This window comes from Rhodococcus sp. PvR099 (assembly GCF_017833315.1).
GTDB lineage: Bacteria > Actinomycetota > Actinomycetes > Mycobacteriales > Mycobacteriaceae > Rhodococcus_G > Rhodococcus_G oryzae.
Map to the genome: position 1 here is coordinate 3439009 of NZ_JAFIBV010000001.1, position 22216 is coordinate 3461224.

23 protein-coding genes and 1 tRNA gene are annotated in these 22216 nt (G+C 68.4%); 12 read left to right on the top strand and 12 right to left on the bottom strand.

From position 1 onward, the window contains the following. Window positions 1-8: 8 nt before the first annotated feature. From JOE46_RS15740 to JOE46_RS15750, 3 genes are all read right to left on the bottom strand, one after another. The gene (locus JOE46_RS15740) at window positions 9-944 is read right to left on the bottom strand and encodes a hypothetical protein (RefSeq protein ID WP_209927814.1); all 936 of its coding nucleotides are present in this window, start codon (window positions 942-944) and stop codon (window positions 9-11) included. Further along, on the bottom strand, window positions 937-1560 hold the full coding sequence (locus JOE46_RS15745) for an RNA polymerase sigma factor (protein WP_209927816.1): 624 nt from the start codon (window positions 1558-1560) through the stop codon (window positions 937-939). The genes JOE46_RS15740 and JOE46_RS15745 overlap by 8 nt, the downstream gene beginning before the upstream one ends. Window positions 1561-1794: 234 nt before the next feature. Then, window positions 1795-2118, bottom strand: coding sequence for a WhiB family transcriptional regulator (locus JOE46_RS15750; RefSeq protein WP_077043079.1), 324 nt, complete (start codon window positions 2116-2118; stop codon window positions 1795-1797). A 252-nt stretch (window positions 2119-2370) separates the two neighbouring features. Here JOE46_RS15750 and JOE46_RS15755 point away from each other — a divergent pair, with 252 nt between their 5' ends. Beyond that, window positions 2371-4743 carry a transglycosylase domain-containing protein gene (locus tag JOE46_RS15755; RefSeq protein ID WP_269589529.1) on the top strand — a complete coding sequence of 791 codons (2373 nt, stop codon included), beginning with the start codon at window positions 2371-2373 and terminating at the stop codon, window positions 4741-4743. 69 nt (window positions 4744-4812) lie between these two features. Here the strand turns inward: JOE46_RS15755 and JOE46_RS15760 are convergent, their stop codons facing one another. After that, window positions 4813-5289, bottom strand: a complete 477-nt coding sequence (locus JOE46_RS15760; protein ID WP_097212994.1) for a GatB/YqeY domain-containing protein — start codon at window positions 5287-5289, stop codon at window positions 4813-4815. 69 nt (window positions 5290-5358) lie between these two features. Between JOE46_RS15760 and JOE46_RS15765 the strand changes: the two genes are divergently transcribed. Beyond that, a complete protein-coding gene (locus JOE46_RS15765) occupies window positions 5359-6321 on the top strand; it encodes a metallophosphoesterase (RefSeq protein ID WP_354578616.1) in 963 nt (320 codons plus the stop codon). A gap of 38 nt (window positions 6322-6359) precedes the next feature. Further along, window positions 6360-6433: transfer RNA gene (locus JOE46_RS15770), tRNA-Pro, on the top strand. A gap of 100 nt (window positions 6434-6533) precedes the next feature. Here JOE46_RS15770 and JOE46_RS15775 read toward each other — a convergent pair. The 3 genes from JOE46_RS15775 to JOE46_RS15785 all read right to left on the bottom strand — a co-directional run bounded on the left by JOE46_RS15775 (window position 6534) and on the right by JOE46_RS15785 (window position 9238). Then, the gene (locus JOE46_RS15775) at window positions 6534-7469 is read right to left on the bottom strand and encodes an AraC family transcriptional regulator (RefSeq protein WP_209927818.1); all 936 of its coding nucleotides are present in this window, start codon (window positions 7467-7469) and stop codon (window positions 6534-6536) included. A gap of 51 nt (window positions 7470-7520) precedes the next feature. After that, window positions 7521-8447: an NADP-dependent oxidoreductase gene (locus JOE46_RS15780; protein ID WP_097212997.1), complete on the bottom strand. Its 927-nt coding sequence runs from the start codon at window positions 8445-8447 to the stop codon at window positions 7521-7523. Between the two features lie 149 nt (window positions 8448-8596). After that, the gene (locus tag JOE46_RS15785; RefSeq protein WP_209927819.1) at window positions 8597-9238 is read right to left on the bottom strand and encodes a TetR/AcrR family transcriptional regulator; all 642 of its coding nucleotides are present in this window, start codon (window positions 9236-9238) and stop codon (window positions 8597-8599) included. Between the two features lie 144 nt (window positions 9239-9382). Here JOE46_RS15785 and JOE46_RS15790 point away from each other — a divergent pair, with 144 nt between their 5' ends. Both JOE46_RS15790 and JOE46_RS15795 read left to right on the top strand, forming a co-directional pair. Continuing rightward, a complete protein-coding gene (locus JOE46_RS15790) occupies window positions 9383-9793 on the top strand; it encodes a VOC family protein (protein ID WP_097213000.1) in 411 nt (136 codons plus the stop codon). A 217-nt stretch (window positions 9794-10010) separates the two neighbouring features. Continuing rightward, window positions 10011-10205, top strand: a complete 195-nt coding sequence (locus JOE46_RS15795; protein WP_143548491.1) for a hypothetical protein — start codon at window positions 10011-10013, stop codon at window positions 10203-10205. A gap of 130 nt (window positions 10206-10335) precedes the next feature. Here JOE46_RS15795 and JOE46_RS15800 read toward each other — a convergent pair whose 3' ends face one another. After that, on the bottom strand, window positions 10336-10518 hold the full coding sequence (locus tag JOE46_RS15800) for a hypothetical protein (RefSeq protein WP_209927820.1): 183 nt from the start codon (window positions 10516-10518) through the stop codon (window positions 10336-10338). A gap of 129 nt (window positions 10519-10647) precedes the next feature. Then, window positions 10648-11130 (bottom strand): adenosine-specific kinase, encoded by a 483-nt coding sequence (locus tag JOE46_RS15805; protein WP_209927823.1) that lies wholly within the window; start codon window positions 11128-11130, stop codon window positions 10648-10650. A 309-nt stretch (window positions 11131-11439) separates the two neighbouring features. On the opposite strand from JOE46_RS15805, the gene JOE46_RS15810 reads away from it, so the two are divergent. Further along, the gene (locus JOE46_RS15810; RefSeq protein WP_097213003.1) at window positions 11440-12834 is read left to right on the top strand and encodes an FAD-binding oxidoreductase; all 1395 of its coding nucleotides are present in this window, start codon (window positions 11440-11442) and stop codon (window positions 12832-12834) included. Window positions 12835-12842: 8 nt separating this feature from the next. On the opposite strand, the gene JOE46_RS15815 is transcribed toward JOE46_RS15810, so the two are convergent. Beyond that, on the bottom strand, window positions 12843-13442 hold the full coding sequence (locus tag JOE46_RS15815; RefSeq protein WP_097213004.1) for a TetR/AcrR family transcriptional regulator: 600 nt from the start codon (window positions 13440-13442) through the stop codon (window positions 12843-12845). A gap of 90 nt (window positions 13443-13532) precedes the next feature. Here JOE46_RS15815 and JOE46_RS15820 point away from each other — a divergent pair, with 90 nt between their 5' ends. Next, window positions 13533-14192: an enoyl-CoA hydratase-related protein gene (locus tag JOE46_RS15820; RefSeq protein WP_097213131.1), complete on the top strand. Its 660-nt coding sequence runs from the start codon at window positions 13533-13535 to the stop codon at window positions 14190-14192. Between the two features lie 5 nt (window positions 14193-14197). Here the strand turns inward: JOE46_RS15820 and JOE46_RS15825 are convergent, their stop codons facing one another. Next, on the bottom strand, window positions 14198-14812 hold the full coding sequence (locus JOE46_RS15825; RefSeq protein ID WP_097213006.1) for a dihydrofolate reductase family protein: 615 nt from the start codon (window positions 14810-14812) through the stop codon (window positions 14198-14200). Between the two features lie 74 nt (window positions 14813-14886). Then, window positions 14887-15789 carry a LysR family transcriptional regulator gene (locus tag JOE46_RS15830; protein ID WP_245221877.1) on the bottom strand — a complete coding sequence of 301 codons (903 nt, stop codon included), beginning with the start codon at window positions 15787-15789 and terminating at the stop codon, window positions 14887-14889. A gap of 168 nt (window positions 15790-15957) precedes the next feature. Here JOE46_RS15830 and JOE46_RS15835 point away from each other — a divergent pair, with 168 nt between their 5' ends. The 5 genes from JOE46_RS15835 (at window position 15958) to JOE46_RS26790 (ending at window position 22186) form a co-directional block, all read left to right on the top strand. Then, window positions 15958-17388 carry an MFS transporter gene (locus tag JOE46_RS15835; protein WP_097213008.1) on the top strand — a complete coding sequence of 477 codons (1431 nt, stop codon included), beginning with the start codon at window positions 15958-15960 and terminating at the stop codon, window positions 17386-17388. Further along, complete coding sequence (locus JOE46_RS15840) at window positions 17385-18137, top strand: 3-hydroxybutyrate dehydrogenase (RefSeq protein ID WP_097213009.1); 753 nt, start codon at window positions 17385-17387, stop codon at window positions 18135-18137. The genes JOE46_RS15835 and JOE46_RS15840 overlap by 4 nt, the downstream gene beginning before the upstream one ends. Further along, window positions 18137-18904 carry a CoA transferase subunit A gene (locus tag JOE46_RS15845; protein WP_209927825.1) on the top strand — a complete coding sequence of 256 codons (768 nt, stop codon included), beginning with the start codon at window positions 18137-18139 and terminating at the stop codon, window positions 18902-18904. Before JOE46_RS15840 ends, JOE46_RS15845 begins: the two co-directional genes overlap by 1 nt. Before the next feature lie 2 nt (window positions 18905-18906). Beyond that, a complete protein-coding gene (locus JOE46_RS15850) occupies window positions 18907-19587 on the top strand; it encodes a CoA transferase subunit B (protein ID WP_245221879.1) in 681 nt (226 codons plus the stop codon). Between the two features lie 277 nt (window positions 19588-19864). Beyond that, a complete protein-coding gene (locus JOE46_RS26790) occupies window positions 19865-22186 on the top strand; it encodes an Ig-like domain-containing protein (RefSeq protein WP_209927827.1) in 2322 nt (773 codons plus the stop codon). Window positions 22187-22216 lie beyond the last annotated feature (30 nt).

Genomic DNA, 22216 nt, shown 5'->3' on the forward strand with positions numbered 1-22216 from the left:
ATGGATTCTCAGGCGTAGGCCAGCGGCATCGTGTCGACCATTTCGGCGGAGACGTAGACCTGACCGCCGGCGGGTTTTCCTTCGCGGTCCGCCGTTTCGGTGCTGAGCAGGGCGCTGGTCTCACGGTCGATCACCAGCCGGTCGACGTAGCCCTCCTCGAAGGTGAACTCCAGGACATCGCCGGGCCGCCCTGCCCGGTCCGCACCGACACCCAGATCACGTGCCCTGATCGCCTCGAGGTCGAGCCCGGCCAGCACCCGGTAGATCCCCGCCTTGATCTCGGGGGTGACCTCCGGGTCAGGCAGCAGTTCGGTCGCCAACCGGTACAGCGCCCGATCCGGAGCCTCCCCGGGGTACCCCAGCCCGAGCTCGCTCGACAGGCTCAACATTCGTGTCCGCAGCTGGTAGGGGTCTGCGGGGAGCTCGGCCAACTGCGCGCTCGTCAGGTACCCGGACGTTTCTTGGAGGTCGCCCCCGGACTCGCCGACGAGGGCGGTTCCGTCCGGACGCACGTAGGCGTCGTACGTCGGCTGGCCCTCGTCGGTGAGGTTGACGAACCGCATGTGCCGGATCGGTCCGGCCCCGACCAATTCCGACTTCTCCGCAACCAGTGCCGCTTGCCGCAGGGTGAACTGCGGGCCGGCTTCAATGACCTGCACCTGCCCGGACTCGCCCAGTCCGTCGTCTCCGACGACGAATATCGACGCGGCGACAGCAACGCAGGCGGCGGCACCCACGCCTGCCACGACCCGCCACATTCGCCGCCGGCGCTGGTCGAGTCGAACGACCGCGGCGCGGGAATCAGTGGCCTCGACGGCGGGTGGCTGCGGGGCGGTCTCGGTCTCGATGGTGCGCATCAGGCTCTCTCTCGCTCGGAGGACGACCTCGTCGCGGGGAGGCTGCGGCTCGGGTCGCCGACCGCGGATCTCCGTGAAATCACGCATGCCCTTCTCCTTGCCTCGACTCGGTCTGTTGTCGTCCTGTTCTTGCGGGATCGACGCCGTCCGGTTCACGGAGCTTGCGTCGGAGTCGGTTCAAGCGAGACCGAACGGTTCCGATCGGGATCTGCAGCGCCTCGGCGATCTCGGCGTAACTGAGGTCCTCCCATGCATGGAGAAGCAGCGTGTCGAGATCGGCCTGCGGCAATCGCCGGAGTCGGCGCTCGAGCGCCAGGAACTCACGCCGGGCATCGAGCGAACTGTCGACCCGCTCCTCGAAGGCCACCGGGGCCTCGGGCCTCGGGTGACGGGCGAGCAGGGCGACGTCCCGGTTGAGGCGGCGACGGTTCCCGTGCAGCAGATTGCCTGCGATGCCGTACAGCCAGGGCAACGCCTGCTCGTACTCGAGATCGAAACCGACCCGTCTACCGAACGCGATCGTGAACACGTCCGAGGCGAGATCATCCGCAGCATCCGCCCCTGCCCTACGAGCGAGGTAGCGGTGAATCGTGGCGAAATGACGATCGAAGATGCCCGCGAAGGCGTCCGGATCCGTCAGCGACCGGGCGATCAGCTCATTGTCTCGCGGGGCTGGGACCTCGCGGAGTGCATCAGTGTCCACATGCCTACTTGTCACCGACGCCGCTCCCGGTTCACGGCCGGCTCAGTCCGAGGAGGAGGCGGGACCCCCGTAGATAACAACACGGTCACGTGGCCATTCGGTCCACGGGGGAAACCGGCAGGAGTTTCTGCGGGTGAAATGAATCGAGCGGGTTCTCACAGCCGATATCGCGGGGTGTCGTTACCTCCGCGGACCGGCCCGGCCGGGGCTTTCGCCCCAGCCGGCGCGCCGGTGTCAGACGGCGTTGGACTGCGACCGCTGGGTGTCGAAGAAGTCGGCCCAGGACTCGACCTCGGGGTGCTGCTTGAGCAGGGCGCGGCGCTGACGCTCGGTCATGCCTCCCCACACACCGAACTCGACCCTGTTGTCGAGGGCGTCGGCGCCGCACTGCATGAGAACAGGGCAATGCCGACAAATCGTGGCGGCCTTGCGCTGCGCAGCGCCACGAACGAACAACTGGTCAGGATCAACTGCCCGGCATCTGGCCTGTGCGACCCAAGCGATACGGGCCTCGGCTTCCTCGACGTCCAACCGGTGGGCCGTGGTGATAACGGTCATTCTGGTGCCCCTCTGCAGTCCAAGCGTCGCCCTCGCAGACGCTCTGGAATTACGTATGACCCGCCGTATCACAGCGAGTCACACCACATTCCTCAACGAGTGTTATCTCTATCACACTCAGAAGACAACTTAGGCATTGAAGATCGTCTAGCGCAAGGTGCTGAGGCATTTTTTTGGTACGGACGTCCATCAAGTGCTGCATGCGGCCCACATCTGCAGGTCGCGGACGCTCGTCCACGTAGGCTGTCCCCCGTGCCGATCGCAAAAACTGTCGCGAAGCTCGCCGGATGCTCCGCTCTTGCCGGGGCTCTGCTCGCGGGCGTCATGTTTCCCCTGGCCGGCGGGTTCGGAATCCTCTCGAACCGGGCCGCCGATACCGTCGACAACGTCTCGGCCGAGCTGGTGCAGGGCGATGCCCCCACCGTCTCGACCATGGTCGACGCCGCGGGCAACCCCATCGCCTGGCTCTATGAGCAGCGCCGATTCGAGGTGCCAAGCGACAAGATCTCCAACAACATGAAGCTGGCGATCGTCTCCGTCGAGGACAAGCGGTTCGCCGATCACCAGGGCGTGGACTGGCAGGGCACGCTGCGCGCCTTCCTGACGAACACCACCAGCGGTCAGGTCCAGCAGGGCGCCTCCACGATCGACCAGCAGTATGTGAAGAACTACCAGCTGCTGGTCGTCGCCAAGACCGACGCGGAGCGCCGGGCCGCCATCGAGACCACCCCGGCCCGCAAGGTGCGCGAGATCCGGATGGCGTTGACCCTGGACAAGAAGCTGACGAAAGACGAGATCCTCACCCGGTACCTGAACCTGGTTCCGTTCGGCAACGCCTCGTTCGGCATCCAGGACGCGGCCCGCACCTACTTCGGGATCGACGCGAAGGATCTCGGGCTCACCCAGTCCGCAATGCTCGCGGGCATGGTGCAGTCCAGCTCCGCACTGAACCCGTACACCAACCCCGAGGGCGTGCTCGAGCGCCGAAACATCGTGCTCGACACCATGATCGCGAACATCCCCGACCGCGCCGACGAGATCCGGGCGGCCAAGGAGGAGCCGCTCGGCGTCCTGCCCGAACCGAACACCCTGCCCCGCGGCTGCATCGCCGCGGGCGACCGAGGCTTCTTCTGCGACTACGCGCTGCAGTACCTGGCCAACTCCGGGATCAGTCGCGAACAGGTCAACAAGGGCGGCTACCTGATCAAGACCACCCTCGACCCGGTCCTGCAGAACTCGACGCACAGCGCATTGACCGCCACCGCCAACCCCACGGTCGACGGCGTGGCCCAGGTGATGAACGTCGTGCAGCCGGGGCAGGATCAGCACCGGGTGCTGGCGATGAGCAGCAGCCGGACCTACGGCCTGAACGGTGAGATCAACGAGACCGTGCAGCCGCAGCCGTACTCACTTGTCGGCAGCGGCGCGGGTTCGGTGTTCAAGATCTTCACCACCGCCGCGGCGATGGAGAAGGGCCTCGGCACCAACGCAACCCTCCAGGTCCCCGGGCGCGCGGAGGTCAAGGGCATGGGCTACGGCGGCGCGAAGGGCTGCCCGGCCAACATGTACTGCGTCGAGAATGCCGGCAAGTACCCGGCCTCGATGTCCGTCACCGACGCCCTCGCCCAGTCCCCGAACACCGCGTTCGTCAAGCTGATCGAGCAGGTGGGCGTCGCCCCGACCGTCGACATGGCGGTGCGCCTCGGCATGCGCTCCTACGCGCAGCCGGGCACCTCCGGGCACGACAACCAGTCGATGGCGGACTTCCAGAAGGAGCAGAACCTCGGGTCGTTCACCCTCGGCCCCACCTGGATCAACCCGCTCGAGCTCTCGAATGTCGCCGCGACCCTCGCCTCGCACGGAAAATGGTGCCCGCCAACGCCGATCGACTCGATCTACGACCGCAACGGCAAGCCGGTGTCCATCACCCAGGAGGCCTGTGAGCAGGTCGTCGAGCCCGGTCTTGCCGATACCCTCGCCAACGCGATGAGCAAGGACGACAAGCCCGGTGGCACCTCGGCCGGCGCGGCAGGATCCGTCGGCTGGACGCTGCCGATGGCAGGCAAGACCGGCACCACCGAGTCGCACATGTCCTCGGCGTTCCTCGGCTTCACGAACAACCTGGCGGCCAGCGTCTATGTGTACGCGGATTCGCCGACCCCCCGCGAGATCTGCACCTCGCCGCTGCGACAGTGCGGCGACGGCAACGTGTTCGGCGGCAACGAACCCGCCAGGGCCTGGTATCTCGCGATGAAGCCGGTGGTCGACAAGTACGGTCCGATCTCGCTGCCGCCGATCGACCCGAAGTACCAGAAGGGATCGAAGAACGGTCAGGTGCCGGAGGTGACCGGGATGACCCAGTCGCAGGCGACTGGGGCGTTGCAGGCGGCCGGGTTCACCGTCAACGCCGTCACCACGTCCGGACCGCCGCCGCGCGGCGACGTGCTGAGCACCTCGCCCGCCGGCTCGGCGGTGCCCGGTTCGGCGATCACCATCTACGTCAGTGACGGCTCGGCGAAGGCCGCCGCTCCGCCCGCACCGGCGCCAGGACCCGCGGCGGCGGTACCGCCGCCGATCCAGATCCCCGGCCTGCCGCCGATCCAGCTCCCCCCGCTGCCGCGCTGAGGCGGCCGCGCCGCCCGTGAGTGCTTGTGGACCCCATAGGGGCCGGAAGCACTCACGAGCGCGCAGCGCCTAGAGCCGGTCCTTGACCGCCTTCGAGACGCGAGTGCCGTCGGCCTTGCCCGCCGCGAGCGCGGTGGCGGCCTTCATGACCTGACCCATCTGCCGCATCCCTGGCCGCTCACCGATCTCCTCCGCGACCTGCGCGATCGCGGTGTCCGCGACGTCGGCCAGCTCTGCGTCGGTGAGCGGGGTCGGGAGGTACTCGTCGATGATCTGCGCCTCGGCACGCTCGGTCGCGGCCAGCTCGCCGCGCCCCGCCTCGGTGTAGATCTCCGCGGACTCGCCGCGCTTCTTGGACTCCTTCGCCAGGACCTTGAGGACCTCGTCGTCGGTGAGCTCGCGGGCCTCCTTGCCGGAGACCTCCTCGGTCTGCACAGCGGCGAGCAGCATCCGCAGGGTCTGCAGGCGGAGGGCGTCCTTGGCCTTCATGGCGGCCGTCATGTCGGCCCGGAGCGTGGATTTGAGGGAGGAAGTCGAATCGGACATGGTGCCGAACGCTACGCGCTCCGCGCACTGACGCGCATGTCGATTGCGCGCGCTGCGTATCCTGAAATGGTGTTAGACGACTCACGCAACGTGCTCCGGGGAACAGCGGCCGGACTGGCGGGCGCCGCGGCGCTCGGAATCGGGTATGCCTCGCTGATCGAGCGGAACGCATTCACCCTGCGTGAGGTCACCATGCCGGTCCTCGAACCGGGGTCTTCGTCGCTGCGGGTGCTGCACATCAGCGACCTCCACATGATGCCGAATCAGAAGCTCAAACAGAACTGGCTGCGCGAGCTCGACCGGCTCGACCCCGACCTGGTGGTGAACACCGGCGACAACCTCTCGCACCAGCGTGCGGTGCCCGCGGTGGTGCAGTCGCTGAGCAACCTGCTCGGCCGCCCGGGGTTGTTCGTCTTCGGCAGCAACGACTACTTCGCCCCGAAGCCGAAGAACCCGTTCAAGTACTTCAAGAAGGAACACAAGCGCACCCACGGCGAGCCGTTGCCGTGGCAGGACCTGCGCGCGGCCTTCACCGAGCGCGGCTGGCTGGACGTCACGCACACCCGGCGCGAGCTGGAGGTCGCCGGCATCCGGATCGCCACCGCGGGCGTCGACGATCCGCACCTCAAGCGGGATCGCTACGACACCATCGCCGGGCCGCCGAACCCGATGGCCAACCTCAAGCTCGGCATCACCCACTCGCCGGAGCCCCGCGTGCTGGACCGGTTCGCGGAGGACGGTTACGACCTGGTGCTCGCCGGGCACACCCACGGCGGCCAGTTGTGCCTGCCGTTCTACGGTGCGCTGGTCACCAACTGCCAGATCGACCGCTCGCGGGTCAAGGGCCCGTCGAAGTGGGGAGCCCACACCCAGCTGCACGTGTCCGCGGGCATCGGCACCTCCCCGTACGCGCCTGCCCGTTTCTGCTGCCGCCCGGAGGCGACCCTGCTGACCCTGGTCGCGGCGCCGAACAAGGGCCCAAGTAAGGGCGTGCGACCAGGCGTTTCGTCTTCCGCGGCAGTCGTGCGCTAGACTTTCGCTCGCTGCCCGATGAGGGCAGATGCAGGGCACGGGGTGTGGCGCAGCTTGGTAGCGCGCTTCGTTCGGGACGAAGAGGTCGTGGGTTCAAATCCCGCCACCCCGACAGTGCCAGAAGGACCCGATCCGCGACGCGGATCGGGTCCTTCTTCGTTACGGGAGGGCTCCGCCGGATCGTCCCGCGGTGCCGACGCCTGCGGTGGACATCAGGCCACCCGCACCTGACGCCGATAGCTCCCCGGCGCCAGCCCGTACGCGCGCTTGAAGGCCTTTGCGAAGGCGAACTCCGAGCCGTAGCCTGCCCGGGCGGCCACAGCGCTGAGCGGTGCGTCGGATTCGCGCAACACCCTGGCGGCGGTCGTCATGCGCCACCTGGTCAGGTACGCCATCGGCGGTTCCCCCACCAGGGCGGTGAACCGCCGGGCGAAGGCCGCGCGGGACAGTCCGGCTCGGTCGGCCAGCGACTCTACCGACCACGCGGCCGCGGGATCGTCGTGGATCGCCGCCAGCGCGGGCGCGACCGCCCTGTCGGCGAGCGCGGCGGCCCAACCCTCCGCGTCCGCGCCTGGCTGGGCCTCGAGCCAGGCCCGCAGGATGTACAGCAGCAGCGAGTCGATCAACGCGGGCACGATCCCGTCGGACCCGACGCGCGGGTTATCCAGCTCGGCGCCGAGGAGCTGGACCGCCGCGCTGAGCTCGGGGTGACGGCCGTGTCCGCTCGGCAGGTGCACCACCTCGGGCAGCTGCCGGACCAGTGGGTGCGGCCGCCGTTGGTCGAGGTGGTAATTCCCGCACAGCAGGCTGGTTCGGGGGCCGTCGCCGCCGACCGACACGGTGCCGATCGGCGACCCCGGTTGAAACTGCTCGGCCGTCTCCACCGCGGCCGGGGTGGACGGGTGGTCGGCGAGAATGTGGCCGCGGCCGTCCCGCAGGAAGATCACGTCACCGGGGCTCAGCGCGACCGGCTCCAGGTGCGGCGCGTCCTCGAGCGGGACGAGCCAGCAGGTGCCGTGCAGCACCACGTGGAAGCCCGCCCCCGCGACCGGCGGCAACCGCAGCCCCCACGGCGCGCGCCCGTTGGTGCGGACGGAGGACGGATGTCCGGTCCGCATCGACGCCAGCGCCTCGGTCAGGATGTCCAACGCCCTGCGCCTCCTTCGGTTACCCCAGCCGCAACGATACGGCCGCCCGGGTCAGACCACCCTCAGCACGATCTTGCCCCGCACCTGCCCCGACTCGAGCAGCTCGTGCGCCTTGCCCACCTCCGCGAGCGGGAACGTCTCCTCGATGTGCGGGCGGATCCGCCCGGCGTCGACGAGCTCGGCGATCGCCTCGAGTGCGGCGTAATCCGGTTCGACCGACACCCCGGCGAAGCGCCGTCCCGCCACCTCGACCTCCGCGGCGAGTTCCCGGTTCCCGTGCTCGAGGATGCTGACGAGGGTGCCTCCCGGGCGCAGCACGCTCAGCGAACGAGCACCCTGGGCAGTGGAGTCGAACACGACGTCGATGTCGCGGAGCACCTCGGTGAAGTCGGTGGCGTGGTAGTCGATCACCTCGTCGGCGCCGAGCCCGCGGACGAAGTCGTGCTTGGCGGCACTGGCCAACGCGATCACATGCGCCCCGCGGGATTTCGCGATCTGCACGGCCAGGTGGCCGACACCGCCCGCGGCCCGGTGGATGAGCACGCGGTCACCGGCATCCACCCGCGCCGCGTCGACCAACCCCTGCCACGCGGTGAGCGCGGCGAGCGGGAGGGCGGCCGCCTGCACGTGATCGAGCGAGGCCGGCTTGCGGGCCACCTGTCGGGACGGCGCGGCGACGTACTCCGCATAGCCGGTCGCGGCGCGCGGGAAGAACGGCATCCCGAAGACCTCGTCTCCGACCGCGAACCGGGCCCCCGGCCCTGCCTCCTCGACCACCCCGGAGATGTCCCAGCCGACGCCGAAACTCGGCTCCCCCAGCAGTTTGAGGGCGCCCGATCGGACGGCCACGTCCACCGGGTTCACCGCGCTCGCGTGGACCCGGATGAGCACCTCGCCACCGAGCGGCGTGGGTCGTTCGGTCTCGGCGATCTCGAGCACCTCGGGACCACCGAAGGACTTCTGGATGACAGCAAACATGCGAACTCTCCTTTGTCGTTTTCGTTGTTGCCGTCGACATTAGGGAGATTCAACGAGCCGGAGAATATCTATATTGCTCAGAAATATGTCCGATCGTCTCGCCCGCGAGCACCTTCGGCGGCCGGACGGCCTCGGCCCCGCAGCCCCGGTCACTCGCCCGCGCGCACCGCGTAATCCGCCAGCGCCGGCTCGACGAGGTCGAAGGCCCGCCGCCCCGATTCACCGACACGCTCGGCGATCTCGTCATTGCCGAGACCGTCGAGCGTGAACCGTACGACGTCCCCGAAGAGCACCCGGTGGACGCCGCCGAGCACGGCTGCGGCCGCGCGTGCGGTGATGTCACCCGGCTCCGCGCCGGTCTCGATCGCCAGGACCGCGGCGAGCGATTCCTCGCGCTGCTCGTTCAACTCACGCAGCCGCGAGGTCAGGGTGGGGCTGTCGGCGATCATCCGGGCGAAGGGCATCCCCGAGAAGCCGATGACGGGATCCTGGCGCTGCACGTCGGCCGCGAAGGCCCGGCGCAACGCCGCCAGCGCGCACTCCCCCGGCTCCCGCTCAGCCACCGTCCTCGCGAGCCCGGACGTGAACGCCTCGTGATGATCGAGGGCCAGATCCTCCTTGCGTGGGAAGTAGTTGGTGACGGTCTTCTTGGCCACCCGCGCCGCGGACGCGATGTCCGCGATGGTCGTCTCCTCGAATCCCCGCTCGAGGAACAACTCGGTCGCCCGGTCCGAGATCTCCTGCCGGGTCTCCTGCTTCTTCAGTTCGCGCAACCCCATGCCATCTGCCATGAGTGCAGCCTCCCATAGGTTCGACGTCTTTTTACATCCGACGTAAGAATTCCTTGACCCTAGGTGCGTCGAATGTATAATTACGTCCGTCATAAGTTTCTCGCCGCGCCACAACCCCGCCCATCCCGCTCGAAGGAGACACCCATGCAGGTCACCGCTTCCACCATTTCGCTCACCGTCGACGACGTCGCCGCGTCGAGCGCGTTCTTCGTCACCCACCTCGGATACCGCGAGCAGGCCGCGACGGACGGTTTCGCCTCGCTGAACCGGCCCGACGCGGCGGTCGACATCGTCCTGCTCCAGCGTGGGATCGAGGTGCTGCCCGAGGGGTTCCGCGACCGTCACGCGGACGGCCTCATCCTCGCGTTCACCGTCGACGATCTCGCCACACAAGAGGCACGGATCAAGTCGGAGGGCGTCGAGATCACGATGGAGCTGCGGGAAGAGCCCTGGGGCGAGAAGTTGTTCCAGGTGACCGACCCCAACGGCATCGTCGTCCAGTTCGTCGAATGGGCCGACCAGGACGCGCCCGAGGACGCCTCGGCGCTCGCCTGAGGCCCATCCGGTACGCCCCGACGTCGGGGCGCGCCGGAGGGCTCGAGGACCATCGCCTGTTCGCTCGTCTTCCCCGTGGTCCAGGCCGATTCCGCACCGCTGCCTTGCGGCACCGTTGCGGTGCGCGCGTCCACGCGGAGTCCCGCAGTAATCGCCGCGCCTGCCCTAACGCGATGTGCTGTAATAGCGAGGTTTGGGGGATTCCGGAGGGGGAATTATGTCCGATCCATTGCAGGTTGACCCTGCCGATCTCGATGCGTTTCCATCGACGGTGAATGATCTCACCGACCAGAACGAGTCCGCCCGCGACTTTCGGGGCGAATGGCTGAGCCTGTCCAGCACGAGTGGTCGCCTCTTCTTCGCGGTCACCCAGGCATTTCAGAAGAAGCGGTGCAGGCTCGGCGCCAACTGAGCGGAACCCGAGTCGCCCAGTGCTCGCCAAACAGAAAGTAGCCCTGGACACCTGGACCGAACTCCGGTCCACGCTCCGGCCGGGGCCGCAGGCGTTGGGGAGCCCCTTTCGTCAGCCGGTTCATCTGCTCTCAGCGGACCAGCGCCTCGAAGACCTCGTAGACCATCCAGGCCGGCCAGAACAGCCCCTGAACGATCGCGAGGACATACTCCCCGAACGTGTCCGCCTGCTGCCAGAACCACACCAGGGCTCCGAAGATACCCAGGGCGTAGATCGCGCCACCCCCGGCGGCGCCGGTTTTACTGTCGCTCATGATGATGCCTCCCCGTCGACGAGTCCCGATCTGCCCTCAGTGTCATCACCGTCGGTCGCCGCCGCCAGGGCCATTGGTCACCTCGCGGCCGCCCACCCTCCCGGCACACACCCAGTCATCGCAAGGCGCTCAGAGCTTGTAGCCGATCGTGCGGAGCAATGCCCGGCGGTCGGCGACGTCGGCACTCGTCTCCACCCCGACCGGTGGGCGTCCGTCGATCACGCCAGCGATGCCCCGGCCGAGCTCCGTCTCGGCCACGATGATCTCGACGGGGTTCGCTGTGGCGCAGAAGATGCCGCATACCTCCGGTACCTGTTTCAGCGCGTTGAGGATGTTCACCGGATATCCGTCCTCCACGAACACGAAGAACGAGTGGCCCGCGCCGACCGCGATCGCGTTGCGCGTGGCCAGCTCGACGAGGCGATCGTCGTTGCCCGAGCAGCGCACGAGGCAAGGTCCGGAGGCCTCGCAGAACGCCACACCGAACCGGAGGTGGGGGCTCACTCCAGCCAGTGCCTCGTGCAGGTCCTCGACGGTCTTGATGAAGTGGGACTGCCCGACGACCACGTTCATGTTGTCGGGCTTGTCGACCGCCACGATGTGCAACTCCACGATCACCTCCTGGGGTGACTGCGATTCGGCAGGCCAGCGTCGACAAACAGTCTGCCCCGCTCCGGCGAGGTCCACAACAACGTGATTCGAACGCGATCAGCAGCGGCGCCAGGACATCGCCCGGATCAGGCGGCCCGGGACTCCTTGCCGCCCGCAAGCGCCACCGAATACGATTGACGCACGTCACAGGTGCCCTGTTCGAGGCGCCGTCGCGGTCCGGTCGGCACCGAGGTCCGGCGTTCTCGGACAGCGGGGAGCAACGCGCGACCGCACGCCATGCGGAGCCGGCCCCGACGGACGGAGAGCGTGATGACTGAGGTGAGCGACGACCTCGGCGTGCTGCGATCGGCGATCGGCGGCCCGGTGTTCGGCCCCGACGACACCGGATACGACGAGGCCAGATCGATCTGGAACGGCGACATCGATCGCCGTCCGCTCTGCATCGCGCGATGTGTGTCCCCCGATGACGTCGGTTCCACGCTGGGCTTCGCCCGGGATCGGGAACTCGAGGTCTCGGTCCGGGGCGGCGGGCACGCCTACAGCGGCACCTCCGTCAGCGAGGGCGGCCTGATGATCGACCTCAGCGCGATGAACGGCACCTCGGTGGAACCCGAAACCGGGATGGCGCGGATCGGGGGCGGCGCCACGATGGCGGATCTGGACGCCGCGACCCAGGCACACGGGCTGGCCGTGACCGGCGGGGTGATCAGCCACACCGGGGTCGGCGGACTCACCCTCGGCGGCGGCATGGGCTGGCTGACCCAGCTCGCGGGGCTGTCCATCGACAACCTGGCATCGGCCGAGGTGGTGCTCGCGGACGGCAGCGTCGTCCGAGCCTCCGACGACGAGCATCCGGATCTGTTCTGGGCGCTGCGGGGCGGCGGCGGGAACTTCGGCGTGGTCACCGAGTTCGAGTACCGCCTCCACCCGGTCGGCCCCGAGGTGAACCTCGGACTGTTCTTCTGGTCGCTCGACGACGGCGCCGCCGCGCTGCACGTGTGCGAGGAGTTCATCCCGACCCTGCCGGCGAGGGCCGGCTGCCTGATCGCGGCCGGGATGTGCGCGCCGCCGGAACCCTTTGTGCCCGAGCAGTTCCGGGGCATGCCCGGCCACGCGCTCATCATCGCCGGATACTCGTCGACGGCGGAACACGCGTCCACGGTTGCCCCGATCAGAGACGCCCTGGCACCGCTGTTCGAGTTCGTCACCCCGATCCCCTACACCGGACTGCAGCAGATGTTCGACGGCACTGCACCCTGGGGCATCCTCGGCTACGAGAAGGCGCTCGACCTCGATGCCCTCACGGACGAGGTGATCGCCGTGATCGTCGAGCAGGCGCCGCGCAAGCGTTCCCCGCTCTCGTTCATGCCGATCTTCCGATTGGACGGGGCCTTCACCGCCGTCGGCGAGGACGACACGGCATTCGGCGGTGCCCGCACCCCGCACTACGTATGCAACATCACCGGGATGTCCGACACCCCAGAAGTATTCGCCGCGGACCGGGCGTGGACCCGCTCGATCTGGGAGGCGCTCCGACCCCTCTCGTCGAACCAGGGCAGCTATGTCAACTTCATCGCGGAACCGGACGAGGACCGGGTCCGGGCCGCATACGGGCCCGGCAAGTACGACCGGCTGGCCGCGGTCAAGGCACAGTACGACCCCGGCAACACCTTCCACCTCAACGCCAACATCAGGCCGGCGTGAGCCACGGGCTAATCGTGCGGACGGGTCGCGACGATCGCCCGCACGGCGTCGGGTAGCCGATCCCGGCGACTCTTCGGCGGCCGGGCGCCCGCCTGGAGGTAGCGCCCGGCGAAGCTGTACGGCAGGTCGACCAGGGCCAGCACCACCAGGTCCGTCTCCCGCTTGCCTGCCCGCCCGAACACCGCGCGCGCCAGCTCCGCGATCAGGCCACCGGTCTGCTCGTCGGACCGTCCGACCTCCGCGATCAGCTCGTCGCCCAGGTTCAGGTGCAGCACGTCCTCGCGGCGGAGCCGATCCAACAACAGCATGTCGCCCGGCTCGGCGACGCAGTGGTCGTAGAGCGCGAGGGCCAGCTCCACCACCACCTCGACCGGCTCCCCGGCGGGGTCGAACCCGGCGGGCCTGACCTGCTGGGTGCGTCGCACGGCTCGCAGCCAGGTCCGCGCGAGCAGTTCGTCGATCGAGGCGAAGCGGTGATAGATCGACCCGGTCGGCGCGCCCGCCCGCGCGGCGATCAAGGCGATCGTCGCGGACCGCGGACCGCGCTCGAGGATCACCTCGCGCGCGGCGTCGAGCAGTGCGTCGGTGGAGAACGTGGTGCGGGCCATTCGCCGAGTATCGCAGAACCCCGCGGCTGGACAGCCACACGCTCTAGAAGATAGTTTCTAGAAATGACATTCTCGAACACCCCAGACGACCTGCCCACCCTGAGCCGCGACGGCGACGTCTTCGTGCTGAACCTGGGCTCGGGCGAGAACCGCTTCAACCCCGACTGGCTCGACGCGGTCGACGCGCACCTCGACACCGTCGAGGCCGCCGAGGGACCGAGGGCCCTCGTCACCACCGCCGCGGGCAAGATCTGGAGCAACGGCCTCGACCTGCCGTGGCTGATGGCCAACGCCGACCAGATCCCGGCGTTCGGCGCGCGGGTCGAGGCACTGTTCGCCCGCGTGCTCGTCCTGGGGTTACCGACGGTCGCGGCGCTGCAGGGACATGCCTTCGGCGCGGGCGCCATGCTGGCGCTCGCCCATGACCAGCGGGTCATGCGCGCCGACCGCGGGTTCTTCTGCTTCCCCGAGGTCGACATCCAGATCCCCTTCTCGGTGGGGATGTCCGACCTGATCGCCGCCAAGCTCCCCGTCCGCGCCGCGCACGACGCCATGACGACCGGCAGGCGCTACGGCGGGGCCGAGTCCACCGCCGAGGGCATCGTCGACGAAGCGGTCGACGAGCAGTCCGTCCTGCCCGCCGCGATGGACCGCGCCAGGGCCCTCGCACCCAAGGCCGGCGAGACCCTGGGCACGATCAAGCAACGCCGGTACCGCGCGGCGCTCGCGGAGCTTCGGAACCCCGCCTAGGCCCGCTACTCCTCGCCGAGGTCGCCGTACTCGGGCTCGCCCGAACGCTCGTAGGAGCTGATGACCACACCCCTACCCGTAACCCGCGACTGCGCCAACGCGAAGGCGGTCGGCAGCGAGTCGGTCGGGAACAGCCGCTTTCCGGTGCCGAGCAGGACCGGGAAGGACAGCAGGTGCAGCGTGTCGACCAGGCCCTCCCGCAGCAGCCACTGCACGAGTGCCCCGCTGCCGTGGACCTGGAGCTCACGCCCGTCCTGCGCCTTGAGGTCCGCGACTGCCCGGCGCGTGTCGCCGGTGATCAAGCGACTGTTCTGCCAGTCGGCCGCGGCGAGGGTGGTCGAGGCGACGTGCTTCGGCAGCCGGTTGAGCCGGCCGGCGATCGGGTCGGCCGGGTCGTCGTGGTTCGGCCAGTACGACGCGAAGATCTCGTATGTCTTCCTGCCGAGCAGAAACGCGTCCGCCTGGTCGAACACCTCGATCATGAACCCCCCGAAGTCCTCGTCTCCGTACGGCGCCGACCATCCGCCGTGGACGAACCCGTCGCTGGGGTCCTCCTCGGGACCGCCCGGTGCCTGATAGACGCCGTCGAGGGTGACGAAGGTGGTGACAGTCAGTTTCATCGTCGTACTCCTGTGTGCTCGGTGTCGCGGGTGTCATAGGTTCTGACTCCCGGACGGACCGAAACTCATCGGCGCTACCGAAACGTCCCGAGCAGCCGGTCACGCTCCCGCTCGGCGGTGTCCCTGATCTCCTCGACCACGGCCGCCACCTCCCGCCTGCGCAGCGCCTCCGACCGGGCCACCAGCCAATAGGTCAGTTTCGTCGAGACCAACTCCGGCAGCAGCCGCACCAGGTCCGGGTGACGGTCGGCCATGAAGCAGGGCAGCAGCCCGATCCCCGCCGCGGCCCTGGTTGCCTCCACGTGCACGAAGACGTTCGTGGAGCTCACCGACTCCCGCATCTCGGGAGCGATGCTCCGCGCGACATCCAGGTCGTCCACCTGCAGCATCGAATCGACGAAGTACACCAGAGAGTGATCGGCCAGTTCCGCGATCGCGTGCGGGGTGCCCCGCTCGCGCAGATAGTCCCGGGAGGCGTACAGCCCCAGCACGTAGTCCGCCAGCGGCAGGGCCTCGGCCCGGTGCACCTGCGGCCGTCCGACCACGATCTCCACGTCCATGCCGGACCGCTGCCTGGACGCCCGGCGGGTGGTCGCCACGATCTCCACCGCGAGGTCCGGGTGGCGCCTGCGCACCCGCGCGGCGGCGGGGGCGGCGATGTACGCGCTGAACCCGTCCGTCGCGGACACCCGCACGACCCCTTTGAGCCTGCCCTGCCCGGAGGAATCGGAGGCGAGCGCGTCGACGACCGTCTCGACGCTCTCCGCGGCGGCCAGCGCCTGCCTGCCGAGGTCCGTCAGCTCCCAGCCACCCGCCGCCCGCACCAGCAGCCGTCCGCCCAGGCTCTTCTCCAGCGCCGCGATGCGGCGGGAGATGGTCGTGTGGTTGACACCGAGATCCTCTGCGGCCGAGGTGAAGCGCCCGGTCCGGCCGACGGCGAGCAGCACCAGGAGGTCGTCGGCGCTCGGACGACCCAGAGAATGCCGCTCCACGGAATCCACCACATCTGCATTCTTGCAGATCCAGAGTGCGATTTTCCTCATTGTGGGCCGCATCGCGTGCACCAATACTCATCGCAGGACGCCGAATGTGGACTGCATCACAGGGCGAATCGATTGTCGGGCCGAGCACATGAGGAGTCAGCGATGAGTACCGAACAACTGTCACGGGCGGGCGGGGGCGACCCGGCCCCGGCCCCGGACACCGCACCGTCCGGGCTGAAAAAGGTCGTCGGTGCGTCGATGGCGGGCACCGTCGTGGAGTGGTACGAGTTCTTCCTCTACGGCACCGCCGCCACGTTGGTCTTCTCCAAGGTCTTCTTCCCCGCGGGCGGTAACGAGCTCGACGCGATCATCGCCGCGTTCGTCACCTACGCGGTCGGCTTCGCGGCCCGGCCCATCGGCGGCATCGTCTTCGGACACTTCGGCGACAAGTTCGGACGCAAGAAGCTGCTGCAGTTCAGCCTGCTGCTCGTCGGCGCGGCCACCTTCCTCATGGGCTGCATCCCCACCTTCGGGCAGATCGGCTACTGGGCGCCCGCGATCCTGGTGGCGCTGCGCTTCATTCAGGGCTTCGCCGTCGGCGGCGAATGGGGCGGGGCGGTGCTGCTCGTCGCCGAGCACAGCCCCAACCGCAGTCGCGGGTTCTGGGCCAGCTGGCCGCAGGCGGGCGTCCCGGCAGGCAACCTGCTCGCCACCATCGTGCTCCTGGTCCTGACGAGCACGCTCTCCGACGCGGCCTTCCTCAGCTGGGGCTGGCGCGTGGCGTTCTGGCTGTCCGCCCTGATCGTGTTGGTGGGCTATTACATTCGCACCAAGGTCAGCGACGCACCGATCTTCCTCGAGGCACAGAAGCTGGTCGAGAAGAACAAGGCCGCCTCGTACGGCGTGTTCGAGGTGCTGCGCCGCTACCCGCGCGGCGTGCTCACCGCGATGGGCCTGCGGTTCGCGGAGAACATCATGTACTACCTGGTTGTGACCTTCTCGATCACCTATCTCAAGGTGGTCGTGCACGCTGACACCAGCAAGATCCTGTGGATGATGCTCATCGCGCACGGCGTGCACTTCGTCGCGGTTCCGCTGTGCGGCCGGCTGTCCGACACCCTCGGCCGCCGCCCCACCTACCTGATCGGCGCCGTCCTGGCGGGCACCTGGGGCTTCTTCGCCTTCCCGATGATGGACAGCGCGCACAACACGGTCGTCTTGGCTGCCATCGTGATCGGGCTGATCATCCACGCCTTCATGTATGCCGGCCAGCCGGCGATCATGGCGGAGATGTTCCCCACCCGGATGCGCTACTCCGGTGTCTCGCTCGGCTACCAGGTCACCTCCATCGTGGCGGGCTCGCTTGCGCCGATCATCGCGGCCAGCCTGCTCAGCCGCTTCGACTCGTCCGTGCCGATCGCCTTCTACCTGCTCGGCGCCTCGGTCGTGACCATCATCGCGGTCGCCTTCGCCCGTGAGACCAAGGGCATCTCGCTCGAGTCCGTCGACGCCGCGGACGCGAGGACCCTCGCCGAGGAGAACGCGGCGGACGCACCGCTCGTCGCCGGCCAGAGCGCGGCGGTGGCCCGATGACCGCGCAGAGCCTCGCCGGGCGCTCGGCCCTGATCACCGGCGGCGCGAGCGGGATCGGCGCGGCCACAGCCAGGGCACTCGCGGCCAGGGGCGCCCGGGTCGTGATCGCCGATGTCGACGACATCGCGGCCAAGACGCTCGCGGACGAACTCGACGGCCGGGCCTGGGCCGTCGACCTGCTCGACACCGAGGCGCTCGCCGGGCTCACGCTCGAAACGGACATCCTGGTGAACAACGCGGGCGTGCAGAGCATCAGCCCCATCGAGGATTTCCCGCCCGCGGAATTCCGCAGGCTGTTGACGCTGATGGTGGAGGCACCGTTCCTGCTGATCCGGGCGGCCCTTCCACACATGTATGCCAACGGATTCGGTCGGATCATCAACGTCTCCTCGGTGCACGGGCTGCGCGCCTCCGAGTTCAAGTCCGCGTATGTCACCGCGAAACACGGCCTCGAGGGACTGTCCAAGGTGACCGCGCTCGAGGGTGGCCGACACGGGGTGACCAGCAACTGCGTGAACCCGGGATACGTGCGAACCCCCCTGGTGGAGAAGCAGATCGCCGACCAGGCCGCCGTGCACGGCATCCCGGAGGAGGAAGTGCTCGCACGGGTGATGCTCACCGAGAGCGCGATCAAGAGGCTGGTCGAACCCGCCGAGGTCGCCTCGCTGGTGGCGTGGCTGGCGGGCGACGAGGCCGGCATGGCGACGGGCGCCTCGTACACGATGGACGGCGGGTGGAGCGCGCGATGATGGACAAGACCGTACGCTCGGCCGCCGAGGCCGTCGCGGACATCACCGACGGCTCCAGCCTTGCGGTGGGCGGGTTCGGGCTCTGCGGCATCCCCTCGACGCTCATCCAGGCGGTACTCGACGGCGGCGCATCGGATCTCGAGGTCGTCAGCAACAACTGTGGCGTCGACGACTGGGGTCTGGGATTGCTCCTCGGCGCGGGCCGGATCCGGAAGATGGTCTCCTCCTATGTCGGGGAGAACAAGGAGTTCGAGCGTCAGTTCCTCTCCGGCGAACTGGAACTGGAGCTGACCCCGCAGGGCACGTTGGCGGAGAAGCTCCGGGCCGGCGGCTCGGGCATCGCCGCGTTCTACACCCAGAGCGGGGTCGGCACCCAGGTCGCCGAGGGCGGACTGCCGCGACTGTACGACGGCGCGGGCGGCGTCGCGGTGGCCTCGCCCGCCAAGCCGGTGCAGTCCTTCGGCGGCCGCGACTACGTGCTCGAGGAGGCGATCAGCACCGACTTCGCCCTCGTCCACGCCGCGCGGGGCGACCGTCACGGCAATCTGGTGTTCGATCTGTCGGCCCGCAACTTCTCGCCGCTGGCGGCCATGGCAGGCCGGATCACCGTCGCCCAGGTCGAGGAACTGGTGGAGCCGGGCGAACTCGATCCCGACGCCGTGCATCTGCCCGGGGTGTACGTGCACCGCGTTCTCGAGGTCGGCCACGGCATCACCAAGCGGATCGAAAAGCGCACCGTCAGAACGACTACCGAGAGCGAGCGATGAGCATGGCCGGCGGCAACACCATGGCGGGCGCCCGCACCCGCGAGGAGATGGCGGCGCGGGCCGCGCAGGAACTCCGGGACGGCTGGTACGTGAACCTGGGGATCGGTCTGCCCACACTGGTGCCGAACTTCGTGCCCCCGGACTGCTCGGTGGTGTTGCAGTCGGAGAACGGAATCCTCGGCGTCGGCCCGTATCCGACTGAGCCCGAGATGGATCCGGATCTCATCAACGCGGGCAAGGAGACGGTGACGGTGCTGCCGGGCGCGTCGTTCTTCGACTCCGCGCTCAGCTTCGGGATGATCAGGGGCGGCAAGATCGACGCGGCGATCCTCGGCGGCATGCAGGTCTCGGCGACCGGAGACCTGGCGAACTGGATGATCCCCGGAAAGATGGTGAAGGGGCCCGGCGGGGCGATGGACCTCGTGCACGGCGCCGGCCGGGTGATCGTGCTGATGGAGCACTGCGCCAGGGACGGCGCACCGAAGATCGTCGAGCGCTGTTCGCTGCCGCTGACCGGTCGGGCGGTGGTGCACCGCATCATCACCGATCTGGCCGTCATCGACGTCACCACCGCCGGCCTGGTCCTGCGTGAGGTGGCGCCGGGTGTCGAGCCGGCGCAGGTGCTGGCGTGCACCGAACCGGAGCTGATCGTCGACCTGCCGCTGGCGGCCGCTCGAGCCTGAGCGGTCCCCACTCGGCCTCCGATGAACGTGTTGCATTTTTGGCGCCGAGCCGCAAGTCGAAAACGCCGGATTTCCTTGGCTAGATGGCCTCAGAGACCAGTTCGAGACAGTTTTCCAGGCATTACCCGCGGCTTCCGGCACAACTTGTTACCCGACCGTAACTTGCAGTGCCTGTAGTCAAAACTGCAACGAGTTCCCGATTGCGGTGGCACAGTGTGGGCAATTTCATCCAACCGATGCTCGACACCTCTCCCGCGAGTCGGGCGCAAGGAGTGTTATGTCCAAGTCCACAGTGCGGCAATGCGCCGTACCGGTCACGTCCGTGGCGTTGGCCGCGGGTCTGCTCTTGATCGGCAGCCCCGCGTCCGCGGCACCCACGACCACCTCGTTCAAGAATGCCTGCCAGGCCAGCGCGGTCCTCACCGTGCACAAGGTGGCCGACACGTCGATGACCGTCGACGCACCGGCCTCCGTGACGGCGGGTGAGACGTTCACCTACCGCATCCAGCCCGGCGGCGGTTCGTACCCCAACAGCGACTCGGGTGCCACGACCACCAACATCTCGCGGCTCAAGGTCGATTACGAGATCCCCGCGAACACGACCTTTGTCAGCGCCGCGGTAGTGGCGGGCACCGGTGTGAACCTCGACGGCGTGGCCCCGTCGGTGGCGCGCATCAACGACGCGGGCAGCCCTGACGGCGGCGGTAATCTCCTGCGGCTCTCGGGTAACAACGAGGTCATCGGAAACAGCCCCTCGTCGAGCACCAACAGCCAGGGCGGCATCCGCGCACCGAAGCTCAAGAAGAATCTCGACGGCAGTAACAACGCCAACGGGGACAGCTGGTTCCGGCTTCCCGCCATCGACGTGACCGTCGTCGCCGGCAGCGGCGGCGTCATCACGCCGAAGGTTCGCACAGCCGGCAGCGCCGGTACCTACAACGCGAACGAGAACTACTACACCTTCCTGCCTCTCGCCAGCTTCTTCGGCAACCAGTGGGCACCCACCCGCTGCACCCCGCGTGACGCCCAGGGTTCGGCACTCAACGCGGGCGCCGGGCCGCTGGCCACGATCAACGTGGGCGCTGCCGCGGCCGACACCACCACCACCCTGAACGTCCCGGCCACCGCCAAGACCGGCACCGCCGTCGACCTCACCGCCACCGTCGCCCCCGCAGGCGCCACCGGCACCGTCCAGTTCAAGGACGGCGCCAACAACATCGGCAACGCTGTCCCGGTCAACAACGGCACCGCCACGCTCAACCACACCTTCGCCGCGGACGGTGCGCACGCCATCACCGCCGTCTACAGCGGCGATGCCGCCAACAAGCCGTCCACCTCGGCTGCGGCGACCGTGACCGTCAGCACCGACCCGGTCATCGTCGACACCACCACCACACTGAACGTCCCCGGCACCGCCAAGACCGGCACCGCCGTCGACCTCACCGCCACCGTCGCCCCCGCGGGCGCCACCGGCACCGTCCAGTTCAAGGACGGCGCCGACAACATCGGCAACGCCGTCCCCGTGAACAACGGCACCGCCACGCTCAACCACACCTTCACCACCACCGGAAACCATTCCATCACCGCTGTTTACAGCGGTGACGCCGGCAACAAACCGTCCACCTCTGCGGCATCGAACGTCGACGTCTCGGTCAACGCCGTCGACACCACCACCACGCTGAACGTCCCCGGCACCGCCAAGACCGGCACCGCCGTCGACCTCACCGCCACAGTCGCCCCCGCACCCAGCGGCGGCACGGTCCAGTTCAAGGACGGAGCCGAAAACATCGGCGGACCGGTCACCCTCAACGGTGCCACCGCCACCCTGAACCACACCTTCACCACCGACGGAGCGCACCCGGTGACCGCCGTCTACAGCGGCGCCGACGGCTTCAACACCAGCACCAGCACGGCCTCCACCGTCGACGTCTCCACCGACCCCGTCATCGTCGACACCGTCACCACGCTCAACGTCCCAGGCGAGGCGAAAACCGGTGACTCGGTGGACCTCTGGGCCCTGGTGAAGGACAACGGGGGTAACAACGCGGCCGGCGGCACCGTACAGTTCAAGGACGGTGCCGCCAACATCGGCGGCCCGATCGGGCTCGTCGACGGTGGCGCGAAGCTGAGCCACACGTTCACCACGACCGGAGCACACTCGATCTCCGCCGTCTACAGCGGCGCGGAGAACTTCAACGGCTCCACCGGACAGGCACAGACCGTCACGGTCACCGACCCGGCGCCCGTCGAGGTCGCGACGGTGACGACGCTGACCGCTCCCGGCACCGCAACCAAGGGCTCGCCTGTGGACCTGACGGCGGCCGTGAAGACCGAGTCCGGCGACGCGGTGACCTCGGGCACCGTGACGTTCATGGACGGCAACACCGCGATCGGTGAGGCGGTCGACGTGGTCAACGGACAGGCCACACTGTCCTACAAGTTCACCCAGACCGGTGACCGTCAGATCAAGGCCGTCTACAGCGGCGCAACCGGATTCAAGGAGTCGACGTCCAGCGCGTCGACCGTGAAGGTCTCCGGCGGCGGTAGCCCGGGCGGCACCGGATCGCTCGGCTCGCTCGGCAGCATCTTCGGTTCCTAACACCATCGAAGACGAACGCCCCCACCGGCC

Bases quoted from the DNA above. Each gene is read 5' to 3' on its own strand.
- JOE46_RS15740 (WP_209927814.1), bottom strand. From the start codon at position 944: ATGCGTGATTTCACGGAGATCCGCGGTCGGCGACCCGAGCCGCAGCCT.
- JOE46_RS15750 (WP_077043079.1), bottom strand. From the start codon at position 2,118: ATGACCGTTATCACCACGGCCCACCGGTTGGACGTCGAGGAAGCCGAG.
- JOE46_RS15760 (WP_097212994.1), bottom strand. From the start codon at position 5,289: ATGTCCGATTCGACTTCCTCCCTCAAATCCACGCTCCGGGCCGACATG.
- JOE46_RS15780 (WP_097212997.1), bottom strand. From the start codon at position 8,447: ATGTTTGCTGTCATCCAGAAGTCCTTCGGTGGTCCCGAGGTGCTCGAG.
- JOE46_RS15785 (WP_209927819.1), bottom strand. From the start codon at position 9,238: ATGGCAGATGGCATGGGGTTGCGCGAACTGAAGAAGCAGGAGACCCGG.
- JOE46_RS15790 (WP_097213000.1), top strand. From the start codon at position 9,383: ATGCAGGTCACCGCTTCCACCATTTCGCTCACCGTCGACGACGTCGCC.
- JOE46_RS15795 (WP_143548491.1), top strand. From the start codon at position 10,011: ATGTCCGATCCATTGCAGGTTGACCCTGCCGATCTCGATGCGTTTCCA.
- JOE46_RS15800 (WP_209927820.1), bottom strand. From the start codon at position 10,518: ATGAGCGACAGTAAAACCGGCGCCGCCGGGGGTGGCGCGATCTACGCC.
- JOE46_RS15810 (WP_097213003.1), top strand. From the start codon at position 11,440: ATGACTGAGGTGAGCGACGACCTCGGCGTGCTGCGATCGGCGATCGGC.
- JOE46_RS15815 (WP_097213004.1), bottom strand. From the start codon at position 13,442: ATGGCCCGCACCACGTTCTCCACCGACGCACTGCTCGACGCCGCGCGC.
- JOE46_RS15825 (WP_097213006.1), bottom strand. From the start codon at position 14,812: ATGAAACTGACTGTCACCACCTTCGTCACCCTCGACGGCGTCTATCAG.
- JOE46_RS15835 (WP_097213008.1), top strand. From the start codon at position 15,958: ATGAGTACCGAACAACTGTCACGGGCGGGCGGGGGCGACCCGGCCCCG.
- JOE46_RS15840 (WP_097213009.1), top strand. From the start codon at position 17,385: ATGACCGCGCAGAGCCTCGCCGGGCGCTCGGCCCTGATCACCGGCGGC.
- JOE46_RS15845 (WP_209927825.1), top strand. From the start codon at position 18,137: ATGGACAAGACCGTACGCTCGGCCGCCGAGGCCGTCGCGGACATCACC.
- JOE46_RS15850 (WP_245221879.1), top strand. From the start codon at position 18,907: ATGGCCGGCGGCAACACCATGGCGGGCGCCCGCACCCGCGAGGAGATG.
- JOE46_RS26790 (WP_209927827.1), top strand. From the start codon at position 19,865: ATGTCCAAGTCCACAGTGCGGCAATGCGCCGTACCGGTCACGTCCGTG.